14 protein-coding genes and 1 pseudogene are annotated in these 13,167 nt (G+C 75.5%); 8 read left to right on the top strand and 7 right to left on the bottom strand.

Annotation, left to right across the window (positions count from 1 at the left end):
* Nucleotides 1–379, bottom strand: a pseudogene (locus PYV61_RS11230) (hypothetical protein); the annotation flags it as partial.
* 85 nt (nt 380–464) lie between these two features.
* Here PYV61_RS11230 and PYV61_RS11225 point away from each other — a divergent pair.
* The 4 genes from PYV61_RS11225 (at nt 465) to PYV61_RS11210 (ending at nt 3,131) form a co-directional block, all read left to right on the top strand.
* Complete coding sequence (locus tag PYV61_RS11225) at nt 465–965, top strand: MarR family transcriptional regulator (RefSeq protein ID WP_275831433.1); 501 nt, start codon at nt 465–467, stop codon at nt 963–965.
* 80 nt (nt 966–1,045) lie between these two features.
* Nucleotides 1,046–1,729 carry an NAD(P)H:quinone oxidoreductase gene (gene wrbA / locus PYV61_RS11220; RefSeq protein WP_275831431.1) on the top strand — a complete coding sequence of 228 codons (684 nt, stop codon included), beginning with the start codon at nt 1,046–1,048 and terminating at the stop codon, nt 1,727–1,729.
* A gap of 120 nt (nt 1,730–1,849) precedes the next feature.
* Nucleotides 1,850–2,110 (top strand): hypothetical protein, encoded by a 261-nt coding sequence (locus PYV61_RS11215; protein WP_275831429.1) that lies wholly within the window; start codon nt 1,850–1,852, stop codon nt 2,108–2,110.
* A gap of 28 nt (nt 2,111–2,138) precedes the next feature.
* Nucleotides 2,139–3,131, top strand: a complete 993-nt coding sequence (locus PYV61_RS11210) for a prohibitin family protein (protein ID WP_275831427.1) — start codon at nt 2,139–2,141, stop codon at nt 3,129–3,131.
* A 106-nt stretch (nt 3,132–3,237) separates the two neighbouring features.
* Here PYV61_RS11210 and PYV61_RS11205 read toward each other — a convergent pair whose 3' ends face one another.
* The 4 genes from PYV61_RS11205 to PYV61_RS11190 all read right to left on the bottom strand — a co-directional run bounded on the left by PYV61_RS11205 (nt 3,238) and on the right by PYV61_RS11190 (nt 7,701).
* Complete coding sequence (locus PYV61_RS11205) at nt 3,238–4,719, bottom strand: potassium/proton antiporter (protein WP_275831425.1); 1,482 nt, start codon at nt 4,717–4,719, stop codon at nt 3,238–3,240.
* Complete coding sequence (locus PYV61_RS11200) at nt 4,716–6,452, bottom strand: cation:proton antiporter (protein WP_275831423.1); 1,737 nt, start codon at nt 6,450–6,452, stop codon at nt 4,716–4,718. Before PYV61_RS11200 ends, PYV61_RS11205 begins: the two co-directional genes overlap by 4 nt.
* Nucleotides 6,453–6,636: 184 nt before the next feature.
* Nucleotides 6,637–6,912, bottom strand: coding sequence for a hypothetical protein (locus PYV61_RS11195; RefSeq protein WP_275831421.1), 276 nt, complete (start codon nt 6,910–6,912; stop codon nt 6,637–6,639).
* 318 nt (nt 6,913–7,230) lie between these two features.
* Entirely contained in the window at nt 7,231–7,701 is a 471-nt protein-coding gene (locus tag PYV61_RS11190; protein WP_275831419.1) for a GNAT family N-acetyltransferase, read from the bottom strand.
* Between the two features lie 62 nt (nt 7,702–7,763).
* Here PYV61_RS11190 and PYV61_RS11185 point away from each other — a divergent pair, with 62 nt between their 5' ends.
* From PYV61_RS11185 to PYV61_RS11175, 3 genes are all read left to right on the top strand, one after another.
* Nucleotides 7,764–8,114 (top strand): DMT family protein, encoded by a 351-nt coding sequence (locus PYV61_RS11185; protein WP_275831417.1) that lies wholly within the window; start codon nt 7,764–7,766, stop codon nt 8,112–8,114.
* 189 nt (nt 8,115–8,303) lie between these two features.
* On the top strand, nt 8,304–8,780 hold the full coding sequence (locus PYV61_RS11180; RefSeq protein WP_275831415.1) for a hypothetical protein: 477 nt from the start codon (nt 8,304–8,306) through the stop codon (nt 8,778–8,780).
* Complete coding sequence (locus tag PYV61_RS11175) at nt 8,777–9,229, top strand: hotdog fold thioesterase (RefSeq protein WP_275831413.1); 453 nt, start codon at nt 8,777–8,779, stop codon at nt 9,227–9,229. Before PYV61_RS11180 ends, PYV61_RS11175 begins: the two co-directional genes overlap by 4 nt.
* On the opposite strand, the gene PYV61_RS11170 is transcribed toward PYV61_RS11175, so the two are convergent.
* The gene (locus PYV61_RS11170) at nt 9,214–10,734 is read right to left on the bottom strand and encodes a trehalose-6-phosphate synthase (protein ID WP_275831410.1); all 1,521 of its coding nucleotides are present in this window, start codon (nt 10,732–10,734) and stop codon (nt 9,214–9,216) included. The genes PYV61_RS11175 and PYV61_RS11170 overlap by 16 nt on opposite strands.
* Entirely contained in the window at nt 10,731–11,105 is a 375-nt protein-coding gene (locus PYV61_RS11165) for a hypothetical protein (RefSeq protein WP_275831408.1), read from the bottom strand. Before PYV61_RS11165 ends, PYV61_RS11170 begins: the two co-directional genes overlap by 4 nt.
* Before the next feature lie 113 nt (nt 11,106–11,218).
* On the opposite strand from PYV61_RS11165, the gene PYV61_RS11160 reads away from it, so the two are divergent.
* Nucleotides 11,219–13,167: BTAD domain-containing putative transcriptional regulator (locus tag PYV61_RS11160; RefSeq protein ID WP_275831406.1), on the top strand; the 1,949-nt coding region annotated here is incomplete at its 3' end.

Raw genomic sequence — 13,167 nt, 5'->3', positions numbered from 1 at the left:
GCCGCGCGCGCGTCATCCGCCCCCCCGCCGTGGGCCCGGCCGCGCGCGCGGCGCCGAGCGCCGCCGACGCGGTGCCGGGGACGCGCGGGTCGAAGTGGATCGCCGGCGCGACCTCGTTGGGGAGCGGCACCTTGTGCAGCGCCTCGATCTGCGCGAGCTGCCGCTTGAGCCCCTCGACCAGCGACGCCTTCTCCTGCTCGTCGAACTCCAGCCCCGCGATCTCGGCGGCCGCGGCGACGCTGGCCGCGGTCACCTCGGCGCCCTCGGCGACGCGCGCCCACAGGACGCCGGGGAGGAGGGTCGAGCCCAGCCCCACCGAGGCGAAGTAGCCGAGGAAGGCGCGGCGGTCGGGGGGCGTCGTGGCGGCGGTGGCGTCCATGGGCGGGGCGGGGGCGCGGGGGGCGCGGACCGGGGTCGATCGACTCTGGCCGCGCGTCTCACCCGTGAGGTAATTTCCGGGTGCCATGTCGTCCAGCCGCCGCCCCTCGCCCCCCGACGTCTCCCCGGCCGAGCGCGACGCGCTCCGGCTCTGGGTCGTGCTGTCGCGCGCCCACGCGGCGATCGCGACCCACGCCGCCGCCGACGTCGCCCGCCACGGGCTGACCCTCGCCGAGTTCGGCGTCCTCGAGGCGCTCTACCACAAGGGGCCGATGCTCCTGGGCGAGGTGCAGCGGTCGCTGCTCGTATCCAGCGGCGGCGTCACCTACCTGGTGGACCGGCTGGAGCAGCGCGGGCTGGTGCGCCGCGACAAGTGCGCCGAGGACCGGCGGGCCCGCTACGCGGTGCTCACCGACGCCGGGACGGCGTTCGTGCGCGAGGTCTTCCCGCAGCACGCCGCCGCCGTGGCCGGGGCGATGGCCGGGCTCTCCGCGGACGAGCAGCGGGTCGCCCGTTCCCTGCTGCGCACGCTCGGCACCCAGGCCGCCGAGCTCGAGGCCGAGCAGGAGCGCGAGCCGGCGGCGTAGCGCGTGGGAAACACGGGGCGTGGGAATTGCGCTAGAATCTCAGCGCTGAGAGTTGTACCTCCCTACCCACGCCCCCAGCCATGCCCGCGAACGTCCTGATCCCGTTCTACAGCACCTTCGGCCACGTCCACCAGATGGCGCTCGCCGTCGCCGAGGGGGCGCGCTCCGTCCCCGGCACCGAGGTCCGGGTGCGCCGCATCCCCGAGCTGGAGGCCGCGCGCGCCGCCATGAGCGGGATGGAGTGGTACGTGAAGGCCCAGGAGGCGATGGCCGACATCCCCGAGGCGACGCACGACGACCTGCGGTGGGCCGACGGGATCGTGTGGGGGACGCCGACGCGCTACGGCAACATGACCGCCCAGATGAAGCAGTTCCTCGACACGCTGGGCGGGCTGTGGGCGAAGGGGGAGCTGGAGGACAAGGCGACCGGCGTCTTCACCAGCACGGCCAACGTGGGCGGCGGGCAGGAGACGACGATCCTGACCTCGCTCGTCCCGCTGCTGCACTTCGGCATGGTGTTCGTCGGCACGCCGTACGGGCAGAACCCGGGGATCTTCGGCGCCGAGGGGCGCGGCGGCTCGCCGTACGGCCCCGGCACGGTGGCCGGCCCCGACGGCTCGCGCCAGCCGATCGAGAGCGAGCTGCAGGTCGCCCGCAACCTGGGGAGCCGGGTCGCGCTGGTCGCCGCCGCGCTCCGCCCGGTGCGCCTGAAGGAGCCGCACGGGCAGCAGCCGGACGCGCCGGCGTACCGCACGGAGGGCTGAGGGGCGAGTCAGCTCCTCGCTCGACGCTCGACGCTCGACGCTCGACGCTGGCCGAGCGTCGAGCGTCGAGCGTCGAGGGGGGCGTAACTTTTCGCCGGCGCGGGTCGTAGTGTTGGTACGATGGTCACGATCCTGATCGAGGGCGTCCTCTTCGCCGCGTTCGTCGCGGTGGCGGTCGCCCTCGTTGCGTACGGGGTGTTCGGGCACACCCCCCTGGGCCTCTGGGCCCGCCAGACCGCCAACCGCCGCCGCATCGACCGCGCGCAGGACCTGCGCTGCGCGATCCACGGCGACCTGGAGGAGCGCGACCTCGTCCGCCTGCCGACCGGCGAGCGGATCTGCCCGCACTGCTACGCGGAGACTCTCGATGGGATCGTCTGACGATCCGACCGGCGGCGACGCCTCGACCATGGCGTCGTCCGCCCCCTCGCTCGCCGACGCGCTGCGTGGGATGGGCGCCAGCTACACCCCCGACGTCGGGCGCCGCGGGCGCCGCGCCGCGGCCGGCGGCGAGCCCCCGCGCGGCGGCGACGCCGGGCGCGTGGTGAAGCGCGTCTTCCTCGGCATCGCCGGCGTGATCGCGCTGGCCGTGCTCGCGCCGTCGATGGTCACGTACGTGAACCCGGGGCACGTCGGCATCGTCATCCACCGCACCGGCGGCGGCGTCGACAAGACGCCCCTCGGCCCGGGGCTGCACGCGCGCAACCCCCTGCTCACGGCGATCGAGGAGTACCCGACGTTCATGCAGACGCTCGTCCTCACCCGCGGCGGCGCCGACGGGCAGGGGAACGACGAGATCAACGTGAACTCGCAGGAGGGGCAGCCGCTGTCGCTCGACGTGTCGATGAGCTTCGAGCTCGACCCGGCGCGCGTGCCGCAGCTCTACCAGACCTTCCGCACCGACATCGAGACGATCCAGCACGGCTACGTGAAGCAGGCGATCCGCCAGGCGCTGCAGGAGGTCGTCGGCTCCGAGCAGATCGCCGACATCATCGGCCCCAAGAAGGCCGAGGCGGTGAACGCGACGCAGGCGCTGCTGTCGCAGCGGCTGTCGCCCTACGGCATCGTGGTCAAGCAGTTCACGCTCAACGAGCTGCGCGCCCCCGAGTCGGTGATGCAGGCGATCAACGCCAAGAACGTGATGCAGCAGCAGGCGCTGACGGCGCAGAACGAGCTGCAGAAGAACCAGTTCCAGGCGCAGGGCGACTCCATCAAGGCGGCCGGCCGCGCGAAGGCGATCACCGCCGAGGCCGAGGCGCAGGCGCGCGCCAACCAGCTCCTCTCGGCGAGCATCACGCCGACGCTGGTGCAGTACGAGCTGATGAAGCGGTGGGACGGGAAGCTGCCGACGGTGAGCGGGGGGGCGACGCCGATGATTCAGTTGCCCAACCCGAAGGACTGATGGGGCGGGAGTCGTAACGGCGGGAGTCTTCACGGCGGGAGTCGTAACAGCGCACTGCGCAGTATCGACTCCCGCAGTAGTGACTCCCGTAGTCGCGACTCCCGCCTCACTCGCTTTCCGGTCTTCCGAACATCAGCTGCACCCACGCCAGGTCCTTCGGCCGCGCGAACACGTACGCATGATCCCCCGTCGCCAGCGCCGTGTCCCCCTTGGGCGCGAGCAGCTCGCGGCCGCGCACGATCAGCACGATGCTCGCCCCCTCGGGGAAGTCGAGCTCGCGGAGCGGGACGCCGGCGACGGCGAGCGCCTCGCTGACGTGGAACGACAGCAGCGACCCCTCGAGCGGCTGCATGCTCTCGATCTCGAGCACCGCGCGCGGCGCCGGCGGCTCCCCCGACTCGAGGCCGAGGCGGCGCGTCACCCACGGCACCGTCGCGCCGGGGACGAGCGCGTTGACGACGACGATGAAGAAGACGACGTCGAACACGCGCCCCGCGCCGGGCGCCCCCGCCAGCACCGGGAAGGTCGCGAGGATGATCGGCACCGCGCCGCGCAGCCCCACCCACCCGACGTAGGCGACCTCGCGCCGCGGGAAGCGGAAGGGCGCGAGGCACAGCGCCACCACCAGCGGGCGCGCGACGACGGCCAGGAAAAGCGCGAGCGCCAGCCCGATCCCCGCCACCTCGGCGAGCCGCGACGGGAACACCAGCAGCCCGAGCACGAGGAACATCACGATCTGCCCGAGCCACGCCAGCGCGTCGTGCACGCGCAGCAGCCCGGGGCGGAACGGCAGCGGCCCGTCGCCGATCAGCACCGCGGCCACGTACACGGCGAGGAAGCCGCTCCCGTGCAGCCGCGTCGTGACGCCGAAGGCGAGGCACGCGAGCCCCAGCGTGAGGGCGGGGTACAGCCCGCCCGCCGCGAGCCGCACGCGGCCGAGCAGCAGGCGGCCGGCGCGCCCGACCACCACGCCCATCGCCGCGCCGACGACCAGCTCGCGCGTCACGTCGAACGCCAGCTGCCCGACCGAGAGCCCGCCCGGCGCCAGCAGCGCGCCGGTGAGCGCGGTCGTCAGCAGCACCGCCATCGGGTCGTTGAGCCCCGACTCGACCTCCAGCGTCGTGCCGACGCGGCGCTTGAGGCTGATCCCGCTGGTCTTGAGCACGGTGAACACCGCCGCCGCGTCGGTCGACGACACGACGGCGCCGAGGAGCAGCGCCAGCGGCCAGTCGAAGCCGAGCAGGTGCGCGGCGACGCCGACCAGCGCCGCCGTCCCCGCGACGCCGACCGTCGCCAGCACGCCGGCGGGGCGCGCCACCGCGCGCACGTGCGTCAGCGGCGTGTTCAACCCGCCGTCGAACAGGATCAGCACCAGCGCGACGGTCCCGATGCGGAACGCGAAGCGGTAGTCCTCGAACGGGATGCCGAGCACCCCCTCGGAGCCGGCCAGCACGCCGATGCCGAGGAACACGAGCGCCACCGGCACCGCGAGGCGCTGCGACGCGCGGCTGAACAGCACGCTCGTCGCCAGCACCGCGCCGAACGCGGCGAGCAGGATAGCGGTCGCGAGCGGCTCGGTCTCGTTCACGCGGCCCCCACCGCCCCGACGGGGCCGACGGCGGCCGCGGCCCCCGCGCGCGGCGCGTCGAGCGCGGCCAGCGGGCGCTCGGCGTCGGCCGGCGCGCAGCCGAGCGCCGCCAGCGCGTAGCGCGCCATGCCGAGAGCGAGCTGGTGCTCCCCCATCAGCGCGTGCCCCACCCCCATGCGCTCGAACTGCTCCTGCGCCTCGGCGCTGTGCGTGCGAACGACGGCGTCGATGCCGGGCTGCGCGCGGCGCGCCTGCTCGACGACGTGGCGCGCGTGGTACGGGTCGGGCGCGGCCACCACGAGCAGGCGCGCGCGCTCCGGGTGCGCCTGCGGCTGCTCGCCGGCGCGCCCGGCGTCGCCGAACACCGCCGGCACGCCGTCGCCGCGCAGCGCCTCGACCGCGCGCCGCTCGCGCTCGACCACCCGGATCGGCACCCCCTCGCCGGCCAGCGCCAGCGCCATGGTGCGCCCGACGCGCCCGTGCCCCACCAGCACGACGTGCCCGTCGAGCTCGGGGGCCAGCGCGTCGAGCAGCCGCGGGCGCGCGGCCAGCCACCGCTCGAGCGCCCCGGCGGCCGCCTGCAGCAGCGGGTTGAGGCCGATGGTGAGCAGCGCCGCCGCGAGCACGAGCTGGCGCCCGGCGTCGGGGAGCACGCCGAGCGCGACGCCGAGGCCGGCGAGGATGAAGGAGAACTCCCCCACCTGCCCGAGCGCCGCCGCGACGCCGAGCGCGCCGCGCGCGGGGACGCCGAGGCGGAGCAGCAGGACGAGCGGCACGAGCGCGTTGCCGACGACGACGACCGCCACCGCGGCCAGCACGTGCCACGGGTCGCGCGCCACCACCGCGGGGTCGAACAGCATCCCCGCCGACACGAAGAACAGCACCGCGAACGCGTCCTGCAGCGGGAGCGCGTCGGCGCCGGCCTGGTAGCTGAGGTCCGACTCGCTCAGCACGACGCCCGCGAAGAACGCGCCGAGCGCCGCGCTCACGCCGAAGAGCAGCGAGGCCCCCATCGCGATCCCGAGCGCGGTGGTGAGCACGGCGAGGGTGAACAGCTCGCGCGAGCCGGTGCGCGCCACGCGCGCCAGCAGCCACGGCACCGCGCGGCGCCCGACGACGAGCATCAGCGCGACGAACGACGCGACCTTGGCGAGCGTCACCGCCAGCGCGCCCCACGGGTCGCCGCCGCCCCGCGCGCCGATCGGCGTCCCGGCCGGCGCGAGCGCGGGGAGGAGCACGAGGACGAGGACCATCGCCAGGTCCTGCACCACGAGCCACCCGACGGCGGTGCGCCCGTCGGCGGTGTCGAGCCGGCCGCGCGCCTCGAGGGTGCGCAGCACGACGACGGTGCTCGACACCGACAGGGCGAGCCCGAACACGAGGGCGGCACCCCACGCCCACCCCCACCCGCGCGCGACCGCGGCCCCGAGCGCCGCGGCGACGGCCACCTGCAGCAGCGCGCCGGGGAGCGCGACGCGCCGCGCCGCCAGCAGGTCGCGCGGGGCGAAGTGCAGCCCCACGCCGAACATCAGCAGGATGACGCCGAACTCCGCCAGCTGCCCGGCCAGCGCGACGTCGGCCACCCGCCACGGCGCCGCCGGCCCCAGCGCGACCCCGGCCAGCAGGTACCCGGCGAGCGGCGGCAGCCCGAGGCGCGCCGCCCCCACGCCGAGCGCGAACGCCAGCGCGAACGTGATGGCGAGCGTGGCGAGGAGGGCGGTCTCGTGGGGCATGCCGGGAGGGAAACACTCCGGCGGGCGGCTGCCAAGACTTTCCGTCGACTGAACGGGCGGGAGTCGCTACTGCGGGAGTCGTCAGAGCGGGAGCCGTGACCGCGCACTGCGCCGTAGAGACTCCCGCCGTTGTGACTCCCGCAGTAGCGACTCCCGCCGTATCCGTTCCCGCCCTACCGGGTCGTCAATCGTCCCGGTAGTACGCCGTGATGGCCCGCCGCATCAGGAGCGCGACCACCTCGCGCGGGTCGTCGTCGGGGCGCAGGGGGCGGACGCTGGCGTGCAGCAGCTCCTTCAGGCGCGCCAGCATGCGCTCCACGGGCTCGTCGTAGACGCGGGCGCGGCGCACGAACAGCGACAGCGCCCGGTCGAGCTCCGCCCCCGGCCGGTCGCGCAGGGTGATGGCGCGCGCGAGCGCGGTGGCGGCGGGGTCGGGCGGGGGAGCGGAGACGGAGAGCATGGCGGTGGTCCGGCGTGGGGGGACCACCATGTTCGGCGGGCGGTGTCCCCGACGGCCCGCGATCGCGTCTCGGCGCGGTAACGGCGAAGAGCAGGGTACGGCGCAGTGCAGGGGACGGCGCAGAGCGGGGTGAACCGAACACAAGGGGAGTTCGCAGAGCGGGGTACGGCGGACCAATCGGCTACGGGCTCGTAGGTCCGCCGCACCCCGGTCTTCGCCGCACCCGGGTTCGTCGTATCCCGATCTCCGCCGCACCCTGCCCTGCGAGGTACCCCGAACTTCGTCCCACCCCCGCCCTACGAAGTACCCCCTCCCGCCTTACTCCGCCGTCCGCACCATCTCGACGTGCTCGATCCCGTCCTCGTCGTACGGCTCCCCCTCCGTGACGAACCCCAGCCCCCCGTAGAACCGCTCGAGGTACCGCTGCGCCCCGATGCGGATCGGCGCCCCCGGCGCCAGCGCCGCCACCCGCGCGATCGCCTCGGTCATCAGCGCCCGCCCCATCCCCGTGCGCCGCACGTCGGGGTTCGAGACGACGCGCCCGATCGACGCCTCGGCGTACTTCACCCCCGGGCGGAACAGCCGCGCGTAGGCGCCGAGCCGCGGGGCGCCGTCGGCGTCGCGCGTCCAGCCGAAGAGGTGCCACGCCTCGGCGTCGCTGCCGTCGGCGTCGAGGTACGGGCAGGTCTGCTCGACGACGAACACGCGCTGCCGCAGCTGGAGCGCCGCGTACAGCTCGTCGAGCGTCAGCTCGGCCCACGGGACGCAGCGCCAGGTGAGGGGAGTCATGCCGACATGCTAGCCGGGGCGCCCCGCCGCCGGAACGGCCGCGGGGCGTGTAGCCTTCCCGCATGCCGCCCATCGTCCGCACCGTCTTCCTCCTCACGCTGTCGAACGTCTTCATGACGTACGCGTGGTACGGCCACCTGCGCACGCTCGCCGACCGGCCGTGGTGGATCGCGGCCCTCCTGAGCTGGGGGATCGCGCTGTTCGAATACCTGCTGCAGGTCCCCGCCAACCGCATCGGCTTCACCGTGCTGACGCTCCCGCAGCTGAAGATGCTGCAGGAGGTGATCACGCTACTGGTGTTCGTCCCGTTCAGCGTGCTGTACCTGAAGCAGGCGCCGCGGCTCGACTTCCTGTGGGCGGGGCTGTGCCTGTGCGGGGCGGTGTACTTCGTGTTCCGCGGGCACGGGAGCTAGCGGCGCGGCTGCTCGGCTGCGCGGCTGCGCGGCTGCGCAAGAGCAACGGCCAGGAATCGGATGCTTCGGATGCAACGGATCCGTCTCATCCGAAGCATCCGATTCCCTGAAGGTTGAACCATGAGCGGCCGCGACCGGGGGCATGGCGTGGGAGGGTCGCACGTCGCAGCTCGCAACTAGATTCCCGCCATGCCGAGAGTCCCCTTCGACCAGCTCCCCGACGACGCCCGCCTCTGGGTGTTCGCCGCCGCCGACCCGCTCGACGGCGACGCGGCCGCGCGCCTGCTCGCCGCCGTCGACGGGTTCCTCGACCGGTGGGCCGCGCACGGCGTGCCGCTGACGTGCGCGCGCGACTGGCGCGACGACCGCTTCCTCGCCGTCGCCGTCGACCAGTCGCGCGAGGGGGCGTCGGGGTGCAGCATCGACGGCCTGTTCCGCACGCTGCAGGGGCTCGCCCCCGCGCTCGGCACCACGCTGCTCGGCGGGGGGCGCGTCTACTGGCGCGACGCCGACGGCGGCGTGCGGTGCGCCGAGCGCGCGGAGTTCGGGCGCGCCGTCACGGGGGAGCCCACCGTGTTCGACACCACCGTGGCCACCGCCGGCGACTGGCGCGCGCGCTTCGAGCGCCCGCTGCGCGAGTCCTGGCACGCGCGGCTGGTCGCGTGACCCCCGAGGTCCGCGCCTGGCTCTCGGCGTTCCCGCACCTCGGGCTGCTCGAGACGCTCGGGATCGCCCTCACCGACGCGTCGGCCGAGCGGGTGGTGGGGACGATGCCCGTCGGCCGCGCCGTGCACCAGCCGTTCGGGCTCCTGCACGGCGGCGCGTCGGTGGCGCTCGCCGAGTCGGTGGCGTCGATCGGCGCCACGCTCGCCTGCGACCACGCGCGCGAGATGGCCGTGGGGCTGGAGATCAACGCCAACCACGTGCGGTCGGTGCGCGACGGCGTCGTGACCGCCGTCGCCACGCCGCTGCACGTCGGGCGCAGCACCCAGGTCTGGGACGTCCGGATCACGGACGAGCGGGACCGCCTCGTGTGCGTGTCCCGCTGCACCCTCGCCGTCGTCCCGCGGCAGCGCGACGCGGCTCAGCGGGACGCGGCTCAGCGCGCCGGCTGAGCCGCCGGCGGCGGCGCCAGCCGCGCCAGGCAGTCGTCGGACCAGCGGCGGACGTCGTACGCCGCCACCCGCTGCCGCAGCCGCCGCATCCGCACCCGCCGCTCGGCGGGCGACAGGTCGAGCGCGCGCTCGTACGCCGCCGTCAACGCCTCGGGGTCGCGCGGGTCCACCTGCAGCGCCGCGCGCAGCTCCGCGGCCGCGCCCGCGCGCTCGCTCAGCACCAGCACCCCCTCGTCGTCGGTGCGCGTGGCGACGAACTCCTTGGCGACCAGGTTCATCCCGTCGCACAGCGGCGTCACCAGCATCACGTCGGCGGCCAGGTAGAGCGCCGCCAGCCCCGTGGCGTCGACGCTCCCGTACACGTAGTGCACCGGCTGGTGGTCGGCGGTGCCGTGGCGGGCATTGATGCGCTCGACCAGCGTCTCGACCCGCGCCTTGAGTGCGCGGTACGCCGGCACGTCCTCGCGCGAGGGCACCGCGAGCTGCACCAGCCGCGCGCGCCCGCGCAGGTCGGGCCGCCGGTCGAGCAGCCGCCCGAACGCGTCCAGCCGCTCCGGGATCCCCTTCGTCGGGTCGAGGCGGTCGACGCCCACGAACAGCGGCCCGCCGTCGCCGCGCAGCCCGTCGGCCAGCTCCTGCGCCTGCGGGTCGGTCGAGCGCGCGGCGAACGCGTCGACGTCGATCCCCATCGGGGTGGCGTGCACCGCGACCGGGCGCCCCGCGTCGTCCAGCACGCCGGCGCCCGACACCAGCGGCGCCGGCACGCCGCGCAGCGCCTCGACGGCACGCGCGAAGCGAGAGGCGTACGCCGCGACGTGGAAGCCCAGCGCGTCGGCGCCCAGCATCCCGTCGAGCAGCGCGTCGGCCTGCGGCAGCGCCCGCCAGGCGGCGAGCTCGGGGAACGGCGTGTGGAGGAAGAAGCCCACTCGCACGTCCGGCCGGCGCCCGCGCAGCAGCCGCGGCACGAGCATCAGATGGTAGTCGTGCACCCACACCCGGTCCCCCGGCCGCGCCTCCTCGGCGACCAGGTCGGCGTACCGCTCGTTGATGGCGCGGTAGGTCTCCCAGTCCGCCGGCTCCGGCCCCTCGGGGGCGCTGCCGTGCAGCACCGGCCACAGCGCGCCGTTGGCGTAGCGCTGGTAGAACGCGGCGACCTCGTCGGCCTCGAGCGGCACGCTGCGCGCCCCGGTGCCGGCCAGCACGCGGTCCACCGCCCGCTGGTCCTGCGGGGGGAGCGTCCCCACCGCCCCCGACCAGCCGATCCAGAGCCCCGGCAGGCGCTCGTGCACCCCGCGCAGCCCGGTGGCCAGCCCGCCGCTGCTCGGAACGAGCCGCACCTCGCCGTCCTCGACGCGCACGGTGGCGGGGAGGCGGTTCGACACGATGAGGACGCGGCCGGCCGCGCCCGGACGCGGCGCGCCGGGCCAGCGGCGCCCCGACGGGCGCAACTCCTGCCGTCGGTGGAAGCCGCCCCCCCGCTCGGAGAGCAGACGCGGCGTGGTCACGCCACCTCCAGGCGCGCGGACGGCTCGAGCGCGGCGAGCAGCAGCGGGCTCGGCGCGCCGTCCACGTGGTGCCGGTATTCCGCGGCGACCTCACGCGTGAGCTCGGCATAGTGGGCAAGCGCGGCCATGAACCGCTCGCCGTGCTCGTGCACGCTGCCGACCCCGTGCGAGCCCTGGCAGTTCACCAGCGCGCAGTGAGTGTACTGATTCAGCGTCTGCCCCAGTTCGGTGGCGGCCGCGAGCAGGGTGCGCATACGCTCCAGCCGGCGCGACTCGGCGGCCCGGAGCGGAAAGCGGAGCGAGGCGACCTCCGCCAGGGTGGCCAGGTCCTCGGCGGCGATGCGGGCGGTGAACGTGGGGAGGGGGGACATGCTGGCCTCGTCGAAGTGGTCGGTTCGGTGTCCGCCATTGCAGCACCGGGAACGGCGGGGAGTGTAGATCTCCCCCCTCAGCCCGACCTCAGACGGATCTCAAACGGACGTAAGTGCTCAGGATTCGCACACTTGGTGGCCTGTTCGCGGCGGACGCGGCCGGCGAGCCGATGGGGGGCGCCGCCAGTCAGCGCCGTCTCCTCGCGCTCCTGGCCGTGCTCGCCGTGGCCGGTGACGCCGGGCTGAGCCGCGACAAGCTCATCGCGATCCTGTGGCCGGACTCGGAGGAGGAGCGGGCCCGGCACTCGCTGACCCAGGGGCTCTATGCCGCCCGTCGCGCGCTCGGGGTCGACGACCTCTTCGTCACGGGCGGCGACATCCGGCTCAACCGCGACCGGATCGCCAGCGACGTCCAGGAGTTCGAGTCGGCGCTCGACGCCGACGAGCTCGGCCGCGCCGCCGCGCTGTACCAGGGGCCGTTCCTCGACGGCTTCTACCTGCCGGGCTCGACCGAATTCGAGCAGTGGAGCTCGATGCAGCGGCAGCGGCTGGAGGACCGCGCGGTGGGCGCGCTCGACCGGCTCGCGCGGGCCGCCGAGGAGGCGGGGGAGCTGCGGGAGGCGCTCGACTGGCGACGGCGGCTGGCCGCCATCCGCCCGCTCGACGCGGCGGTGGCGGTGTCGCTGATGCAGGTCCTCGCCCAGAGCGGCGACCGCGCCGGCGCGCTCCAGCACGCGCGGCTGCACGAGACGCTGCTCCGCGACCAGCTCGGCCTCGACGCCGACCCGGTGGTGACGGCGCTGGCCGAACGGCTGCGCGAGCCGGTGGAGTGGCAGGCCGAGGGGGCGACCGCCACCCTGGCGCCGCCGGCGCCCCCGGAGGAGCCGCCGCCCCTGCCGCCGGTGGACGAGGAGGAGCCGTCCGACGTCGACGACGGGCCCCCGCGGTCCCCGGTCCGGTACGTCGGGGGGCGCACGGTCACGCTCGGCGAGGCCCCGATCCGCGTCGTCCCCCCGCCGGGGCGCCGCCGCTGGCGCTGGCCGGTCGCGGGGGCGCTGTCGCTCCTGGCGCTGATCGCCGTGGTCGCGGTGTGGCAGCGCGAGCCGGACCCGCCGCCGGCCGCCGCCCCCGCGTCGCTGACCCAGCGGCTCGTGGTCGCCCCCTTCCGGGTGAGCGGCGCGAGCGCGTCGCTCGCCTACCTCCGCGACGGGCTGGTGGAGCTGCTCTCGACCCGCCTGGCCGACGACAGCACCGCACGCTCCGTCGATGCTGGCGCCGTCCTGGCCGCATGGCGCGCGACGGGAGTGGGGCGTACGATGGAGCTGCCGCGCGACACCGTGGTCGCGCTGGCGGGGCGCCTGGGCGCCGAACGGGTGGTCCTGGGGAGCGTCGTCGGGACGCCGTCGCGGATCGTGCTGAGCGCGGACGTCGTCGGGGTGGCCGGCGGGGCGCTGCTCGGGCGGGCGAGCGTCGAGGGCCCCGCCGACAGCCTGAGCGCGCTGGTGGACCGGCTGGCGGCCCGGCTGCTGGTGGCCGGGGCGGGGGAGGAGGCGTCGCTGGCGGCGCAGACCTCGGGGTCGCTGCGGGCGCTGCGGGCGTACCTCGATGGGCAGGCCGCCTTCCGGCGGGGGAGCCTGGTGGTCGCCGAGCGGCGCTACGACGAGGCGCTGCAGCTCGACTCCGGGTTCGCGCTGGCCGGGCTGCAGCTCGCGCGGACGGCGGAGCGGCTCCACCTGCAGGCGGTGCGCGCGCGGGCGCTGGCGGCGGCGTGGCGGGAGCGGGACGTGCTGGACGAGCGGGCGCGGGCGCTCCTCGTCGCGATGGCCGGGCCGCGCTATCCCGAGCCGTCGCCGGTCGAGGAGGCGGTGGCGGCGTGGGAGCGGCTGATCGACCTGTCGCCCGACCGCGCGGAGCCGTGGTACGAGCTGGGGGCGCGGCTGGCGCGGGAGGGGGCGCTGGCCGACCCGGGCCCCGCCGCGCGGGCCCGGTCGTCGCTCGAGCGCGCGCTGGCGCTGCAGCCCGGCTTCGTGCCGGCGCGCGAGGTGCTGGCGCAGCTCGACGT

Origin of the sequence: Roseisolibacter sp. H3M3-2, from assembly GCF_029211165.1 — a bacterium.
GTDB lineage: Bacteria > Gemmatimonadota > Gemmatimonadetes > Gemmatimonadales > Gemmatimonadaceae > Roseisolibacter.
Note: the sequence above shows the minus strand (reverse complement) of the source record. Positions and strands in the feature narration are given on the sequence as shown.